The following is a 15,645-nucleotide window of genomic DNA, read 5'->3' as shown; positions in this document are numbered from 1 at the left end:
TTGTGGGTGCGGACCCAGACGCGCAGGGTTTCCTTGCTCACGCCGAGTTCGTCGGCGATGCGGGTGACCGCGCCCCGGGCGGTGACGGGATCAGCTTGAGCGTGGAGCACGAGTTCTACAGCGCGCTGCTTGAGCTCGACAGTGTATTTGGTGGGCATGTAAGGGTTTCCTTTTCCAATTTCCTACCCTCCATTAAACCCGGGGCGAACCAGACCTCCGGTGAATTGTAGAGGTTCCAGGGAGTGACCAGGATCGAACCGACCGCAGCGATCATTCCCCCGGCCCTCCAGGAGATCTTTGAGGGAGCGATTGTGGAGAAATCGAAGGCCGGGGCGATGAAATTGGCCACGATGTTGATGCCGATGGTCGCGATGATCAGCGTTAGGGCGCCGAAGGCGATGGCGAAGGTGTTATCGATCTGTGCGATGGTTTCCACCGGATCGGTGATCAACCTTCCATAGACGGGGAGGGTGGCCGAGGCGGTGACTACGACCAGGACCGAAAAGACAAGGAAGTTCAACGGCAGTCCGAGCAGATTGCCCAGGCGCACCGATTTCTGACTCTTACCGTAGCGGGCTATGTCGCCGAAGTTGAGCATGGGGCCGGAGAAGTAGCTGACCACCGTTGCCACGGCTCCGCAGAAGGCGACGAAGGCCGCAGCACCGCTGAGCTGGTGCTCGGACAGGTTCAGGTTGATATTAGACCATCCCGCCTGGCTGACCAGGTAGATGGCCAGAAGGAACATGACAAGGTAGACGGCCGGCCCGCAGAAATCGATGAACCTGCGAATCGCCTCCATTCCACGCCAGAAGACAAAGGCCTGGAGCACCCACAGCGTGAAGAAGGCCACGTAGCCGATCACGGAGAGGCCGAGGAACCCGTGCAGCTCCTTGTCCGCGTAGGGTGCGGCCTGCGGCCAGAGTTTGAGAATGAGGATGGTGAGCGCATGGCTGGCCAGGTAGGTCTGGATCCCGTACCAGGCAACAGCGATCAGACCGCGGATCATGGCCGGGACCTTCGCACCATTGATTCCGAATGCCGCACGGCAGACCACGGCGAAGGGAGTGCCGGTCTGCTGCGAGGGCAACGAGATGAGGTTGCACAGCACATAGACGATGGTGATTCCAACGAGAAGTGCGGCGAGAACCTGCCAGGCGGTCAAACCGAGAGCGAAGAGCGCGCCGGCGGTGACATAACCGCCGACAGAGTGGACATCGGACATCCAGAAGGCAAAGATGTTGTAGCTTCCCCAGCGTTGGTGTTTGAGCGGGGCCACATCATCATTGATCAGGTTCGGATCGGCATTGACGGGATGGACCGCGTTGACTTCTGGGGTTGTGCTGATACTCATGGTGTATACCTCGCTGGTGGAAAGTGGAAGGTGGGAAGGGTGCAACTATCAGCGACGGGCTGGTTCCGCATCGGGCAGCGATGCCGGTTCGGCCCTGCCGTCCCGCGCAGTTTCTCCCCGTTGAACGTGCCCGTTTCCGATAACCGGATCCGCGAGATGTCCATTGTTCTTCCTGTTGAGGAGGAGGTTCAGGAGGATCACGCATATCGCGCCGGAGGCTATCCCGCTATGGGCGAGCATTCCGATCGCCTCCGGGATGTTGTCGTACAACGTCGGTGAGACGGAGGGAAGCAGGGCGACGGTGATTGAAACCGCGATGATCAGGGCCCTGGTCTCATCGATCTTTATGGTGCTCAGGGTGCGGATACCGGACACGGTGACCATTCCGAACAGAGCGATTCCCGCCCCACCCAGGACGGGGGAGGGGATGCATGCGATCACCGAGCCGAGCTTGGGCAGCAGGCCGAGGAATGCCAGCATCACGCCGGCCGCGGTGACGATGTACCGGCTTCGTACCCGGGACAGGCTGACCAGACCCACGTTCTGGGCGTAGGCGGAATAGGGAAAGGTGTTGAACACTCCTCCGAGGAAGGTGGCGAGGCCATCCGCGCGAAGTCCGTCCGCAAGTCCCCGCCTGTCCACGGGCCTGTCGACGATCTGTCCCACGGCAACCAGATCGCTCGCGGTCTCGGTCATGATGACCAGTCCGACGATGAGCATGGTGACGATGGCGGCAACCTCGAACTGGGGCAGACCGAATTGGAATGGACGGGGCACCCCGACCCATTCTGCGGTAGCTATCCGAGACCAGTCAGTCTGGCCGAGGACCTGGGCGAGGATCGTGCCGCCGATGATTCCGCTGAGCACCGCCATGGGACGCCACTGCGGAGGTGCAAAACGGTGGACCAGGAGTACCACCACGAGGGTGGATCCGGCGAGGAGGAAGTTCATCGGAGCCCCCTGCTCGGACTCCGGTACGGAGGTGTTGCGGATCCAGTTCGCGGCGACGCTGGTAAGGGACAATCCGATGGTGGTGATGATCGTTCCTGTGACCAGGGGCGGGAAGTACCTGATGATCTGCGCAAAGAACGGCGCGAGGAGCATCATCGCCAGGCCGGTGACGATGACAGAGCCGTAGATAGCGGTGATTCCGTACTGCGAACCGATACTGATCATCGGTGCGACGGCAACGAAGGAGACGCCCTGGACCAGGGGAAGCCGGGCGCCGAATCGCCAGAGTCCGACGGACTGAATGATGGAGGCGATGCCACAGATGAACAGGTCGGCGACGATCAGGTGGGCGAGATCCTCCGGACGCAGCTGCCCGGCCTGATTCATGGCGCCACCGACGATCAACGGGACGGCGACCGCGCCGGCGTACATGGCAAGTACGTGCTGGAGTCCGAGCAGAAAAAGCTTCAACGCCGGGGGGCGCTGATCGACGGGATGGACCGGAGATACGTCGGAGGCGTCTGTCGGCGAGAGTTGTGGGGTGGGATGTGGGCTCATTGCGCTACTCCTTGGTCGCGAACCTGACGAGTTTTGCCTGGTTGAAGTTTTCTATTGAGCAACAGAAAAATATCTGTCGAGCGATAGAATAAACCCTGCGGGCGGTACGCGTAAAGAGGAGTCGGCAGATTACCCCTATGGGGGTTCAGGGTCGGGGCGTGAGTTTTCCAGGGGCGCCGGGAAAAGCCGGGGCGGTGGTGTCGTCGTGCGCTGTCCTGAGGAAGACCGGTTTTCCCAGGATCCATGTCGACTGCACGACCCCCGACAGGTGCTGGCCGGAGTAGGCGCTGATCTTGTTGCGGTGGTAGAGCTTCTCGGCGGAAACGGTGAAGGCCTCCTCTGGACTGAAGGCAACGAGATCCGCCCGCCTTCCCACCTCGATGCTTCCGCGATCGTGCAGCCCGATCAGCTCCGCGGGGGCGGCACTCATCCAGTGCAGCACGTCGCTGAGCTGGAACCCCCTTCTATGCGCCTGGCTCCACACGACGGGGAGACTGACCTGGATGGATGCGATCCCACCCCAGGCATCGCCGAAGGATCCGGTGTCCAGGCGCTTGAGGTCGATGGTGCATGGCGAATGGTCGGAGCCGATTGTGTCGATGATGCCCTCCGCCAGACCCTTCCATAGCGCGTCACGGTTGTCCGCTGACCTGATCGGTGGGCAGCATTTGAACTGGGTGGCGCCGTCGGGGATGTTCTCGCTCAGCAGGGCCAGGTAGTGGGGACAGGTCTCCGCGGTGATCTTGACCCCCATCTGTTTCGCACTTTTAATCTGAGCGATCGATCCGGCATCGGAGAGGTGCAGGATGTGCACTCGGCAGCCGGTCTGCCCGGCGATTTCGATGACCGTCGATATTGCAGCGCTCTCGGCGACCGCGGGTCGTGTGGCCACGAAGCTGGAATAGGTGGTTCCCACGCCCCCCTGATCGTGTTGGGTCCGGTGGGCCGCCTCGATCTGGCCCGGATCCTCCGCGTGGACGATCAGGAGTCCGTCGAAATCCGCGATCTCCGTCATTGCCGTGCGGAGCTGCTCGGGGTTCAGCGGTGCGAATTCCTCGACACCTGAATCGATGAGAAAGCACTTGAATCCGAAGACGCGTCCCTCATTCCAGAGCCGTCGGAGCTCGCCGGTGCCGACGTTCCCGGGGACCGCCCCCGCCCAGAAGCCGGCGTCGACAAGTATCTTGTCGCGGGCGATGGACTTCTTGAGCTCGAGAGCATCCATGGTCACCGTGGAGGGGATCGAATTCAGGGGCATGTCGATCATGGTGGTGACACCTCCGGCGGCTGCGCTGTGGGTGACGCTTGAGAATCCCTCCCATTCGGTCCTTCCTGGCTCGTTGGTGTGCACGTGGGTATCGACGATCCCGGGTATGAGCACCTGTCCCTCCGACACGGTGACCTCCACCGTCCCCGCCGTGGGGGTCACTTCGGCATCCGCGGAATTCAGGATGGCGGCGATCACCCCGGAGTCGGAGACGACGATGGTTGCCGGCCCCCGTGTCGCCGCGGGACCGGATCCCAGGAGGGCATCGCTGGTTCGGAAAATGGTGGGCATGTGGGTGGACCTCGGGTTCTGTGTTTCGGGCAAGCGGATCGGGATGGTGTGAGACGTTTGCCATGTGGGTGGGGGCTGGACAACGGGCCAAATACCTATAGGGTGATAGAATAACCGCGTCGGGCGATGTTGTAAATCATCCTCCGACTGCGCGGATTACCCTGAGCGACCACCCTGAAGGACGTTTCGCCATGACATTCAGAACTCAAGAACCACCAACAACCGGTACCTTTTCGATTCAGGTGACCCCGACGCCGGAGGACGGCGCACTGAAGGAACTCGAGGAACAGGTGCGTGCTGAACGCGAACTCATCGGCCATCGCCATGACTGGGTGCCGGATCCCCCGAACGGTGCCTACAATGTCATCGTCATCGGGGGTGGCCAGGCCGGCCTCGGCACCGCATTCGCGCTTCAGCGTCAAAGGATCGGTCGGGTCAAGGTGCTCGAAGCGGGGCCCGAGGAGGAGGTGGGGTGCTGGGCGCGGTACGCCCGGATGCACACTCTGAGAAGTCCGAAGCATCTCAAGGGAATCGAACTCGATGTTCCCTCCCTGCATGTCAGACGGTGGGTCGAGGCCCGTTACGGGAACCGTGCGTGGGAGGACATCACCCTTGTCCCCCGCCTGGACTGGAACGACTATCTGGCCTGGTACCGCAAGGTCACCGATGCCGATGTCAGCTTCCGGACCAGGGTGACGGAGGTTCTGCCTCCGGATGCCGACGGAAACTTCACCGTTCGCACCGAGATTGACGGCGCCGACGGGGAGCTTTACAGGGAGGACTTCCGCGCCCGGCGAATCGTCTTTGCGCTGGGACTAGACGGTGGAGGCGGTCCCCAGGTACCGGAGATGATCCGTGGGCTGCCAGGGCATCTCTGGGCGCACACCGAGGATGCCATCGACTTTGAGGCACTGCGGGGCAGGCGGGTCGCCGTAATCGGCGGTGGAGCCTCGGGCTTTGATAACGCCTCAACCGCTCTGGAAGCCGGGGCCGCCACGGTCGAGGTGCACATGCGACGCGGCGAGGTTCCATCCAATAATCCGCTCCGCTGGATGGAGTTCCCCGGAATGCAGGAGCACTTCTTCGACCTCAGTGACGCTGAGAAGTGGGAGTTCACCTGTTTCAACGGTGGCCTGCCCCAGCCACCCACCCAGGCCTCGATCTGGCGAGCCTTCGACTACCCGGGGTTCTCGCTGAAAATGAATTCGCAATGGGCGGGCGTGCGTACCCGAATGGGAGATCAGGGTGAGGAGATCGTGATCGTCGACGAGCAGGGCGGTGAGCACGTCGCGGACTTTATCATCTCGGCGACCGGATATGTCGTCGATCTGTCCCTGCGACCCGAGCTTCGCCACTTTCTCCCGGACATCAAACTGTGGTCCGATGCCTTTGAACCGGCTGAGCACCATCCACTCGGTGCATACCCCCATCTCGGAGACGGATTTCAGTTTGAACCCGTCGCCGGGGCGCCAGGGTACGTCTCCCGACTGTTCCATCTGTCCACCGGGGCGAGGCTGTCCCACGGGGTGGCGGGAAACCAGCTCTCGGGGATCTTCGCGGGACTCAACCGCCTCTCCGGAAGAGTCGCCACCGATATCACGCGCGAGAACTGGGCCTCATTCATGAGCGATTTCCGGGAATTTGAGTTCCGGGAGATAACTGAGGTGGGACCGCATTCCGGGGGAAGCCAGCAGTTTGCGCGGGAACCGAGATATCTGGGGCGGTAGCTCAGCTTCCGCGGTAGGTGGAGTAAGCGAAGGGGGATAGCAGAAGCGGAACATGAAGATGATCGGAGCCCGCGTCCTCCACGAGGAACACCACATCGGCCCAGGGATAGAGAGTGGCGGTGTTCTTCGTACGGTAGTACTCGCCCACCTCGAAACGAAGCCGCCAGATGCCATCGCCCAGCTGGTCGGGAAAGCGGTGGCGACCGTCGGCATCGGTTGCCACCACGGTGGGGTCTCCGTCTGGGCGACCGTCCTCCAGGCGGACCAGGCTGACCACCAGATTGACCGCGGGCCGTCCGCTCGCGGTGTCGAGTGCGTGGGTGGACAGTTTCATTTCCCATCCTTCTGCCGGATCAGGCTCCGCAGGCGGAGCTCATTGATCCCTGCGAGTTCGCGCCGGGTCACCTCCAGTTCCCTGTCCGGGGAGTTCTCCAGCCTGGCACGCAGCGCGGTGAGAATTCCAGTTGCGGACAGCCCGGCCGCACGGATGAGAAAGACGTGACCGAAGGTGTCCGAGTATTTGTCGTTCAGGGCGATGATGTCGGCCATGGCGGAACGTTCACCCTCTGATCCGGATGCCGTCGCAGTGGACTGCTCAGACTCGGAGCGGCTGCCCGCCGTCACCGCTCCACCGATCGGTGGATGGGAATCGACCGCGGCGAGAACAAGCTCGTCCGACATCGCCGACAGGGCGGATGAGGCACAGGCGCAGACCTCCTCGACGTGGTCGAAGGGCCGCTGCCCCGCCACTGCCGCGCCCAGCTCAGGGCTGCCGAACAGTTCGGCGAGCTCGGGGATAAGTTTGACGGGGTCGGCGGAATTGAATTCATCCAGACTGTATCCCGTCGGGGGTCGTGGGATGGCGTCGGTCAATGGTTCCTCCCGGTGGGCATGGTCGTATCTGATACCTGTAGAACGATAGGTTACAGCCTCGACTGCCGCAAGATCGAGCGCCGCGACCCGATGCATCTGAACCCTCGGCTTCCCGGGGAGCCCCGATTGCTAGATGCACACCGGCACTTCGCGGGCGTGCCTGACCATTTCCTCCCAGTCCACGATCTTCTTGCGCTCCCGCCCCTCGGCCTCGCCGAGTGCACGCTCGGCCGAGTCGAGGCGGTGCCACCCCTCCCAGGTGGTGAAGGGGACCCCGCGGGCGTCGAGAAGCTCGGTGATCGCCTCCGGGTCGGTGAAGGTGGGAACCTCGAGTGCTCCGTTGACCGCATCGGATATGAGCATATCCGTGGTTTCCTTGGCGTCGGATTTGGTATTGCCGATCAGGCCCACCGGGCCGCGCTTGATCCAGCCCGTGGCGTAGAGTCCCGGGATGCGTTCGACGCCCGCGTTGTCGAGCACATGGCCACCGTCGTTGGGAATGACATTGCGTTCGAAATCGAAGGGGACCCCGGCGACCGCGTCCGACCTGTATCCGACGGCGCGGTAGACGGCCTGGACCGGCCAGTCGGTGAATTTCCCGGTGCTCCGCACACCTCCCCGTCCGTCGAGCTCGGTGCGCTCGGTGCGCAAACCCACCACGCTGCCGTCCCTGTGCAGTACCTCGACGGGGTTTTCAAAAAGATGGATCTGCAGGGTGTGGGGTGCCTCCTTGGCCTCACGGATCGCATACTGCTCCAGGATCTGGCAGACCAGATCCTGGGATTTGGAGGCGCGGCGCGCCTCCTCCGAGGCGGCGTCGTAATCGATATCGGCCGGGTCGACCACGACATTGATGGTGGGGGAGTGGTCCAGCTCCTTGAGTTCCTGTGGCGTGAACTTCACCTGCGCCGGGCCGCGGCGTCCGAACACGTGGACCTCGGTTGCCCTGTTCCGGGACAGCGACTCATAGACATTGTCCGGAATCTCGGTCACCCTGAGCTCGTCTCCGGTCTTCGCCAGGATCCGGGCGACATCCAGGCCGACATTGCCAACGCCGATCACGGCGACGGACCGGGCGGAGAGGTCCCAGGAGCGCTCGAAGCGCGGGTTGCCGTCGTAGAAGCCGACGAAATCGGCGGCCCCGTAGGAGCCGGATGCGTCGATTCCCGGTATGTTCAGCTCGCGATCGGCGACAGCTCCGGTGGAGAAGACCACCGCGTCGTAGTACTCGCGCAGTTCCTCGACCGTGACATCGCGGCCTACGGTGACATTGCCAAGGAGTCGCAGATGAGGCTTATCCAGGACGTTGTGCAGCGATTTCACGATCCCCTTGATACGCGGATGATCCGGTGCGACGCCGTAGCGGATGAGCCCGAAGGGTGCCGGCATCTGCTCGAAGAGATCCACGAAGACCTCAACCTCCTCATTGCGGATGAGGAGATCGGATGCGTAGATCCCTGCGGGACCGGCGCCGATGACGGCGACGCGCAGCGGGCGCGGGGGAGTGGTCATCTGCTTCTACCTTTCGTGCCAGATTGTGCTTATGGAGGGGTCCGTGACCAGACAGTGGTGTAGACCGCTTGGTCTGTAAAGCTATCAGCAGCTGAAGAACAGGTAAATTATTCTCTCTAATTATATTCACGGTCACCGGTATGGCTAGACTGCACAGTCTATTAAATTCAGGGTGAATGTAACCTAATCTTCCCAGGTCGGAGCTTGAATTCTGAGGGTGAATGCCAGATGGGTCACAAAAATCTGAATCTAATCCTTGGTATAGACAGAGTGGTACGTCTAAGTTCTTTGACTAACTAGGTACCACTATCGTTCTCAGGAGCAACGACCATCCATGGCAGCAACAACGACCACCGAGGCTGGAAAGCCGGAGCGCCCGGCCCGCGCAGCGCGTAAGCCGAAGCCCGAGGGCCAGTGGAAGATCGACGGCAGGGATCCGCTCAACGGCGATGAGCGGATCAAGCAGGAGGAGCCGGCCTTCGAGGTCCGTCAACGTGTCATTGACGTCTATTCGAAGAAGGGTTTCTCCTCCATCGCCCCGGAGGACATTGCACCACGGTTCAAGTGGCTGGGAATCTACACCCAGCGTCGCCAGGACCTCGGTGGGGAGTTGACGGGGCAGCTGGAGAATTCCGAACTCCAGGATGAGTTCTTCATGATGCGTGTGCGCTTCGACGGCGGTCAGGCGGATCCGGCGAAACTGCGTGCGGTGGGTGAGATCTCCCGCGATTACGCCCGTTCCACCGCTGATTTCACCGACAGGCAGAACATCCAGCTCCACTGGATCCGCATCGAGGATGTTCCCACCATCTGGGAGAAGCTCGAGAGCGTCGGCCTGTCCACCATGTACGGCTGCGGCGACGTTCCGCGCGTGATCCTGGGCTCCCCGGTGGCGGGTGTGGCGGCCGATGAGATCATCGACGCCACACCCGCGATTGAGGAGATCAAGTCCCGTTACCTCGCCGCGGAGGAGTTCACCAACCTGCCCCGCAAGTTCAAGTCGGCCATCACCGGCAACCCCCGCCAGGATGTCACCCATGAGATCCAGGACATCTCCTTCGTCGCCTCGGTTCACCCCGAGCACGGGGCGGGCTTCGAGTGCTTCGTCGGCGGTGGCCTGTCCACCAACCCGATGCTCGCACAGCCACTCGGTGCATGGATCCCCATTGATGAGGTGCCCGAGGTCTGGGCCGCCGTGGCCGGCATCTTCAGAGACTACGGTTTCCGCCGCCTGCGCAACCGCGCACGTTTGAAGTTCCTGGTGGCGCAGTGGGGAATCGAGAAGTTCCGCCAGGTGCTGGAGACGGAGTACCTGGGGCGCAAGCTGATCGACGGACCCGCCATCGAGACCAACCCTGGATACCGCGACCACATCGGGATCCATCCGCAGCGAGACGGCAGGTTCTATCTCGGCGTCAAGCCGACGGTCGGGCACACCACGGGCGAGCAGTTGATCGCCATCGCAGATGTGGCCGAGAAGCACGGCATCACCAGGATCCGCACCACCGCGGAAAAGGAACTGCTCTTTCTTGACGTTGAGCGGGACCAGCTCGGAGAGCTCGCCCGCGAACTGGACGAGGTCGGGCTGTACTCCACACCCTCGGAGTTCCGACGCGGCATCATCTCCTGCACCGGTCTCGAGTTCTGCAAGCTCGCCCACGTGACCACCAAGGCCCGCGCAATCGAGCTTGTCGACGACCTGGAGGAGCGTCTCGGGGACCTGGACGTGCCCCTGAAGATCGCCCTCAACGGATGCCCGAACTCCTGCGCCCGCACGCAGGTGTCGGATATCGGTCTCAAAGGTCAGACCGTCACCGATGCCGATGGTAACCGGGTTGAGGGTTTCCAGGTGCACCTTGGAGGCTCGATGAACCTCGACCCCAACTTCGGGCGCAAGCTCAAGGGTCACAAGGTCATCGCCGATGAGGTCGGTGACTATGTGGTGCGGGTAGTCACGAAGTTCAAGGAGCAGCGCGAGCCCGATGAGTACTTCCGCGACTGGGTGCAGCGCGCCGCGGAGGAGGATCTCCAATGAGCCTGCGCAGAAAACCCAATCCGAACCGCAATCACCCGCTGTACTGCCCCTACTGCGCCGGTGAGGTGCTCTTTCCCGATGAGGAGACCGAGTTCGCCTGGCTGTGCGCCGACTGCACCCGCGTCTTCGAGGTCAAGTACCACGGCCAGGACGATCCCGTCCACCGGCCCGCACCCAGTGTTTCCACCTCGGAGGCGCTACAGAAATCCCTGGCCAGGCACGGCCACGCACTACCCGGAGGTGAGCGTCAATGAATCTGCTCAACACCCTGTCCAACCCGGGTCCACTGGAGGACCCCGAGATTTCCCCGGAGGGCCCGCGCAGCACCGCTGCGCTGCCCGCGGAGGTGGCCGAACACAACGCCGCACTCGTCGACAAGTACGCCGACGAGCTCTATGAGGCCGATGCCACGACCATCCTGACGTGGGCGGCGGAGCACGTCCAGGGTCGGATCGCGGTCACCCTGAGCATGGAGAACACAGTTCTCGCCGAGCTGTCCGCGCGACACCTTCCCGATGCGGATTTCCTCTTCCTGGATACCGGCTACCACTTCGCGGAGACCCTCGAGGTCGCCCGTGAGGTGGATCAGCGTTACCCGCAGAATCTGGTCACAGCCCTGCCTCTGCTCTCCCGCAGGGATCAGGACCACGTTTACGGACCCAACCTCTACCGCTCCAACCCCACCGCGTGCTGCCGCATGCGCAAGGTGGAGCCGCTGGCGGTCTCGCTGAGTCCCTACGCCGGATGGGTCACCGGTCTGCGCCGTGCGGACGGACCCACCCGCGCGCAGGCTCCGAGCCTGAGCCTCGATGCCACCGGTCGGTTGAAGATCTCCCCGATCATCACCTGGTCGCTGGAGGACACTACGGACTTCATCGAAGACAACCACCTCATTGAACATCCTCTGACCCATCAGGGATACCCCTCCATCGGCTGCGAGACATGCACCCTGCCGGTCGCCGAGGGGCAGGATCCCCGGGCCGGCCGCTGGGCCGGCAACGCCAAGACAGAATGCGGACTTCACTCATGACCACTGCGATTAACAACGAGCTCTCCCCACACCTCAAGGACCTGGAGAACGAATCCATCCACATCCTGCGCGAGGTCGCGGGACAGTTTGACAAGATCGGACTGCTCTTCTCCGGCGGCAAGGACTCCGTGGTGGTCTTCGAGCTGGCCCGGCGTGCCTTCGCCCCCGCCGGGGTCCCCTTCGAGCTGATGCACGTGGACACCGGACACAATTTCCCCGAGGTCCTGGAGTTCCGCGACAGCCTGGTTGAGCGTACCGGTGCCCGCCTCCGGGTGGCCCGGGTCCAGGATTGGATTGACCGCGGCGATCTCCAGGAACGCCCGGACGGCACCCGCAATCCGCTGCAGACGGTGCCCCTGGTGGAGACCATCGCCGAACAGGGGTACGACGCGGTTCTCGGCGGCGCCCGTCGCGATGAGGAGCGCGCGCGTGCCAAGGAACGCGTCTTCTCCGTCCGTGACTCCTTCGGAGGGTGGGATCCGCGCCGTCAGCGCCCCGAACTGTGGAATCTCTACAACGGCGGGCATCTCCCCGGCGAGAACATCCGCGTTTTCCCGATCTCCAACTGGACGGAGGCCGATATCTGGGAGTACATCGGCGCCCGCGGCATCGAACTCCCCCCGATCTACTTCTCCCACCAGCGCGAGGTGTTCGAGCGCGATGGCATGTGGCTGACCCCCGGCGAATGGGGTGGTCCGAGGAAGGGCGAGGAGATTGTCACCAGGACCGTGCGCTACCGCACCGTCGGCGACATGTCCTGCACCGGTGCGGTCCTCTCCGAGGCACGCACCATCGATGATGTGATCGAGGAGATCGCCACCTCGACCCTCACCGAACGTGGCGCGACCCGCGCCGATGACCGACTCAGTGAATCCGCCATGGAAGACCGCAAGAAGGAAGGTTACTTCTGATGACCGCCCCCAGTTTAGAGAAGGCATCGCGAAAGATCGCCGAACGTGAGACGCTGCGGCTGTGCACCGCAGGATCCGTCGACGACGGCAAGTCCACCTTCGTCGGCCGGCTGCTGCACGACACCAAGTCGGTCCTCGCCGACCAGCTCGCATCGGTGGAGCGCACCTCCGCCGACCGCGGATTCAACGGACTCGACCTGTCACTGCTCGTCGACGGACTTCGCGCCGAGCGTGAACAGGGCATCACCATTGACGTCGCCTACCGCTACTTCGCCACGGACAAGCGCACGTTCATTCTGGCGGACACCCCCGGTCACGTGCAGTACACCCGCAACACCGTCACCGGTGTATCCACCTCACAGGTCGTCGTGCTGCTTGTCGACGCCCGCTACGGCGTCGTGGAGCAGACACGCAGGCATCTCTCGGTGGCGGCGCTGCTCGGGGTGAAAACCGTCGTGCTCGGGGTGAACAAGATCGACCTTGTGGACTTCGACGAGACGGTGTTCCGTTCCATAGAAAAAGAGTTCACCGCCCTCGCGGCCGCACTCGGGGTCACCGACGCCCGCGTGGTTCCGATCTCCGCCCTGCTCGGCGACAATGTCGTGGAACGCTCGACCAACATGGACTGGTACACCGGCCCCACCGTGCTCGATATTCTGGAGACTGTCGAGGTCACCAGGGGGCGTGCACACGAGCTGGGATTCCGTTTCCCCATCCAGTATGTCATCCGGGAGCACTCCACGGACTACCGTGGCTATGCGGGTACGGTTTCGGCAGGTTCAGTCACCGTGGGTGATACCGTCCACCTGCCCGAGGGAAGGACAACCGAGATCACCGGCATTGACTCCGCTGATGGTCCACTGAGGTCGGCCCACGCCGGCGACGCGGTTGTCCTGCGGCTGGCGCAGGAGATCGACCTCATCCGCGGCGATCTCATCGCCGGTGAGGACCGTCCCGAGGAGGTGCGCAGCTTCAAGGCCACCGTCGTTGGGCTCTCCGACAGGTCACTCAAGCCGGGTGCGCCGGTCAAGGTGCGGTACGGCACCCGCCTGGAGCGCGGACGAATCGGCGCCATCGACCGCCTTCTGGACATCGACGGCATCAATGATGATGAGGCGCCCGCATCCTTCGGGCTCAATGACATCGCGCATGTGCGCATCGACGTCGCCTCGGAGCTTCCGGTCGAGGATTACGCGGCGCGCGGTGCCGTGGGCTCCTTCCTGCTGATCGACCAGAGCAGCGGGGACACCCTCGCCGCCGGCCTGGCGGGTCACCGTCTGCGAAACAACTGGGTCATCTAGGACAACCATGATTCCCCTGATCACACTTTCGCACGGCTCCCGCAAGCCCTCCGCTGCAGCAGGTATTACCAACCTGACCAACTCAGCGGGTGAGGTTCTCGGTGTCATGGCGGTTGAGGCCCACCTGGATCTCTCGGAGCCGTCGCTGGACGCGGTGGTGGAGGATCTCGCCGCGCTCGGTGTGAACAGGGCGGCACTTGTGCCCCTGCTGTTTACCAACGCCTTCCATAACAAGGTCGATGTGCCGGCCGCGGTGCGCGATGCCCAGAACAATCACGGCGTGGAGCTTCTCGTCGGGCCGCATCTCGGTACGGGATCGGATGTGGCGGATCTGCTTGTGGCGGTTCTCGAACGCGACGCCCATCCCGAAGCCCATGTGGTGCTCTATTCGGTCGGCAGTTCCCATGTGGAGGCCAATGAAGCGGTGGTGGACCTCGCGGACACGGTGGCGCGCGCCTCAGGGCACGGTGTCGAGGTTGTTCCTGCCACAGGCGGGCCGGGTTCGGGCGGAGCCGGGGTCATGGAGGTCGCCGCGGGCCACAGACGTCTGCACCTGTTGCCCCTGTTCGTCACCGAGGGACTTCTGCTTGACCGGGTCGTGGAGAATTCACGGAACATCTCCGCGGCCACCGGGTGCACCATCACCCACTCCAGTCCGCTGACCACGGCGTTGACGCCGCTTGTGGTGGCCCGGTACCGGGCTGCGCTCAGTGGCCTGCTCGCCCAAATCTAAAGCGCAAGGAACTCGAAAATGTTGACACTCATCTTCATCGCTATCGCGGGGCTCGCGGCCCAGCTTGTCGACGGCGGCCTCGGCATGGGTTTCGGTGTCACCTCTACCACCATTCTGATTCTGCTTGCGGGTCTCGGCCCGGCTCAGGCATCGGCCGTCGTGCACACCGCGGAGGTGGGAACGACGCTCGTCTCCGGCATCAGCCACTGGAAGTTCGGCAATGTGGACTGGGGAGTGGTCCTGCGTCTGGGGGTGCCCGGTGCTCTCGGAGCCTTTGCGGGTGCGACCTTCCTGTCGAATCTGTCGATGGAGGCGGCGGCGCCGGTGACCTCGGCGATCCTGGCCGCCATCGGCATCAACCTGGTATGGAGATTTAGCCGTGGGCGGGTGCGGCGCAGTTACAGCGAACGGCCCCACTCCACCGGTTTCCTCGGCGGACTCGGCCTCGTCGGAGGCTTTATCGACGCCTCGGGTGGTGGTGGCTGGGGTCCGGTGACCACCTCAACGCTGCTGTCCCTGGAGAGAACCGAACCCCGTAAGGTTGTCGGAACCGTCAACACGGCGGAGTTTCTCGTCGCCCTGGCCGCGACCCTCGGCTTCGTCGTCGGTCTGTGGCAGGATCTGGTGTCCAACCTCGCAGCCGTACTGGCTCTGCTCATCGGTGGTGCTATCGCCGCCCCCATTGGGGCCTGGATGATCTCGAGGATCAACGCCACCGTGCTGGGTGGAATGGTGGGTACCCTGATCGTCGCCCTGAACCTGCCGAAGGCGCTCGCGGCCGTCGGCCTGGATCTTCCGGCGGCGCCGGTACAGGCGGTGATCATCATCATCGGCATTGGACTGACCTATCTCGGTTTCCGCCGCTACCGTGCGAATCTGGCGCTCGAGGAGGCACGGGTTCAGCTCGACGATCAGTTCGGCCCCGCCACCGGCGTTGATGACGGTACTCCCCGCCCGGCCTCCACGGGGCCGTCACAACCCGTTCACGGCTGAGGCCGGTCCGCTTCCATAACCGCACGCTGCAGGGGACGCTTTCGCCCGCAGCGTGCGGTCATCGTATTACCCCGGTTAATTATCAATTTAAAGACCTGGGTTTCATATTATG

The 15,645-nt window shown here is 63.1% G+C and carries 15 protein-coding genes; 8 read left to right on the top strand and 7 right to left on the bottom strand.

From position 1 onward, the window contains the following. The 4 genes from B7E02_RS14970 to allB all read right to left on the bottom strand — a co-directional run. Positions 1 to 158: transposase (locus tag B7E02_RS14970; protein ID WP_143336670.1), on the bottom strand; the 158-nt coding region annotated here is incomplete at its 3' end. Continuing rightward, positions 116 to 1,351 (bottom strand): NCS1 family nucleobase:cation symporter-1, encoded by a 1,236-nt coding sequence (locus B7E02_RS13860; RefSeq protein ID WP_080796836.1) that lies wholly within the window; start codon positions 1,349 to 1,351, stop codon positions 116 to 118. The genes B7E02_RS13860 and B7E02_RS14970, both read right to left, overlap by 43 nt. Positions 1,352 to 1,399: 48 nt before the next feature. Beyond that, entirely contained in the window at positions 1,400 to 2,860 is a 1,461-nt protein-coding gene (locus B7E02_RS13855) for a nucleobase:cation symporter-2 family protein (RefSeq protein WP_080796835.1), read from the bottom strand. A gap of 145 nt (positions 2,861 to 3,005) precedes the next feature. After that, entirely contained in the window at positions 3,006 to 4,418 is a 1,413-nt protein-coding gene (gene allB, locus B7E02_RS13850; protein WP_080796834.1) for an allantoinase AllB, read from the bottom strand. Positions 4,419 to 4,609: 191 nt separating this feature from the next. On the opposite strand from allB, the gene B7E02_RS13845 reads away from it, so the two are divergent. Further along, positions 4,610 to 6,145 (top strand): SidA/IucD/PvdA family monooxygenase, encoded by a 1,536-nt coding sequence (locus B7E02_RS13845; protein ID WP_080796833.1) that lies wholly within the window; start codon positions 4,610 to 4,612, stop codon positions 6,143 to 6,145. 1 nt (position 6,146) lies between these two features. Here the strand turns inward: B7E02_RS13845 and uraH are convergent, their stop codons facing one another. From uraH to B7E02_RS13830, 3 genes are all read right to left on the bottom strand, one after another. After that, on the bottom strand, positions 6,147 to 6,479 hold the full coding sequence (uraH, locus tag B7E02_RS13840; protein WP_080796832.1) for a hydroxyisourate hydrolase: 333 nt from the start codon (positions 6,477 to 6,479) through the stop codon (positions 6,147 to 6,149). Beyond that, complete coding sequence (locus tag B7E02_RS13835) at positions 6,476 to 7,018, bottom strand: 2-oxo-4-hydroxy-4-carboxy-5-ureidoimidazoline decarboxylase (protein WP_179129737.1); 543 nt, start codon at positions 7,016 to 7,018, stop codon at positions 6,476 to 6,478. Before B7E02_RS13835 ends, uraH begins: the two co-directional genes overlap by 4 nt. Positions 7,019 to 7,147: 129 nt before the next feature. Continuing rightward, positions 7,148 to 8,530: an FAD-dependent oxidoreductase gene (locus tag B7E02_RS13830; protein WP_080796830.1), complete on the bottom strand. Its 1,383-nt coding sequence runs from the start codon at positions 8,528 to 8,530 to the stop codon at positions 7,148 to 7,150. A gap of 334 nt (positions 8,531 to 8,864) precedes the next feature. Here B7E02_RS13830 and B7E02_RS13825 point away from each other — a divergent pair, with 334 nt between their 5' ends. Genes B7E02_RS13825 through B7E02_RS13795 form a run of 7 tightly spaced genes read left to right on the top strand, consistent with a single transcriptional unit; the run spans position 8,865 to position 15,533 of the window. Further along, positions 8,865 to 10,565: a nitrite/sulfite reductase gene (locus tag B7E02_RS13825; protein WP_080796829.1), complete on the top strand. Its 1,701-nt coding sequence runs from the start codon at positions 8,865 to 8,867 to the stop codon at positions 10,563 to 10,565. Then, positions 10,562 to 10,819, top strand: coding sequence for a hypothetical protein (locus B7E02_RS13820; RefSeq protein ID WP_080796828.1), 258 nt, complete (start codon positions 10,562 to 10,564; stop codon positions 10,817 to 10,819). The genes B7E02_RS13825 and B7E02_RS13820 overlap by 4 nt, the downstream gene beginning before the upstream one ends. Beyond that, positions 10,816 to 11,595, top strand: coding sequence for a phosphoadenylyl-sulfate reductase (locus B7E02_RS13815; protein ID WP_080796827.1), 780 nt, complete (start codon positions 10,816 to 10,818; stop codon positions 11,593 to 11,595). The genes B7E02_RS13820 and B7E02_RS13815 overlap by 4 nt, the downstream gene beginning before the upstream one ends. After that, positions 11,592 to 12,506 (top strand): sulfate adenylyltransferase subunit CysD, encoded by a 915-nt coding sequence (cysD, locus tag B7E02_RS13810; RefSeq protein ID WP_080796826.1) that lies wholly within the window; start codon positions 11,592 to 11,594, stop codon positions 12,504 to 12,506. Before B7E02_RS13815 ends, cysD begins: the two co-directional genes overlap by 4 nt. Further along, a complete protein-coding gene (locus B7E02_RS13805) occupies positions 12,506 to 13,807 on the top strand; it encodes a sulfate adenylyltransferase subunit 1 (RefSeq protein WP_080796825.1) in 1,302 nt (433 codons plus the stop codon). The genes cysD and B7E02_RS13805 overlap by 1 nt, the downstream gene beginning before the upstream one ends. A 7-nt stretch (positions 13,808 to 13,814) precedes the next feature. Then, positions 13,815 to 14,540, top strand: coding sequence for a sirohydrochlorin chelatase (locus B7E02_RS13800; RefSeq protein ID WP_080796824.1), 726 nt, complete (start codon positions 13,815 to 13,817; stop codon positions 14,538 to 14,540). Positions 14,541 to 14,558: 18 nt separating this feature from the next. After that, positions 14,559 to 15,533, top strand: a complete 975-nt coding sequence (locus B7E02_RS13795) for a sulfite exporter TauE/SafE family protein (protein ID WP_080796823.1) — start codon at positions 14,559 to 14,561, stop codon at positions 15,531 to 15,533. The last annotated feature ends 112 nt before the right edge of the window (positions 15,534 to 15,645 follow it).

The sequence above is a fragment of the Corynebacterium pacaense genome (genome assembly GCF_900169525.1).
In the GTDB taxonomy this organism is placed as follows: Bacteria; Actinomycetota; Actinomycetes; order Mycobacteriales; family Mycobacteriaceae; genus Corynebacterium; species Corynebacterium pacaense.
This window is presented reverse-complemented; position numbering and strand designations above follow the sequence as displayed.

Bases quoted from the DNA above. Each gene is read 5' to 3' on its own strand.
- B7E02_RS13860 (WP_080796836.1), bottom strand. From the start codon at position 1,351: ATGAGTATCAGCACAACCCCAGAAGTCAACGCGGTCCATCCCGTCAAT.
- B7E02_RS13855 (WP_080796835.1), bottom strand. From the start codon at position 2,860: ATGAGCCCACATCCCACCCCACAACTCTCGCCGACAGACGCCTCCGAC.
- allB (WP_080796834.1), bottom strand. From the start codon at position 4,418: ATGCCCACCATTTTCCGAACCAGCGATGCCCTCCTGGGATCCGGTCCC.
- B7E02_RS13845 (WP_080796833.1), top strand. From the start codon at position 4,610: ATGACATTCAGAACTCAAGAACCACCAACAACCGGTACCTTTTCGATT.
- uraH (WP_080796832.1), bottom strand. From the start codon at position 6,479: ATGAAACTGTCCACCCACGCACTCGACACCGCGAGCGGACGGCCCGCG.
- B7E02_RS13830 (WP_080796830.1), bottom strand. From the start codon at position 8,530: ATGACCACTCCCCCGCGCCCGCTGCGCGTCGCCGTCATCGGCGCCGGT.
- B7E02_RS13825 (WP_080796829.1), top strand. From the start codon at position 8,865: ATGGCAGCAACAACGACCACCGAGGCTGGAAAGCCGGAGCGCCCGGCC.
- B7E02_RS13820 (WP_080796828.1), top strand. From the start codon at position 10,562: ATGAGCCTGCGCAGAAAACCCAATCCGAACCGCAATCACCCGCTGTAC.
- B7E02_RS13815 (WP_080796827.1), top strand. From the start codon at position 10,816: ATGAATCTGCTCAACACCCTGTCCAACCCGGGTCCACTGGAGGACCCC.
- cysD (WP_080796826.1), top strand. From the start codon at position 11,592: ATGACCACTGCGATTAACAACGAGCTCTCCCCACACCTCAAGGACCTG.
- B7E02_RS13805 (WP_080796825.1), top strand. From the start codon at position 12,506: ATGACCGCCCCCAGTTTAGAGAAGGCATCGCGAAAGATCGCCGAACGT.
- B7E02_RS13800 (WP_080796824.1), top strand. From the start codon at position 13,815: ATGATTCCCCTGATCACACTTTCGCACGGCTCCCGCAAGCCCTCCGCT.
- B7E02_RS13795 (WP_080796823.1), top strand. From the start codon at position 14,559: ATGTTGACACTCATCTTCATCGCTATCGCGGGGCTCGCGGCCCAGCTT.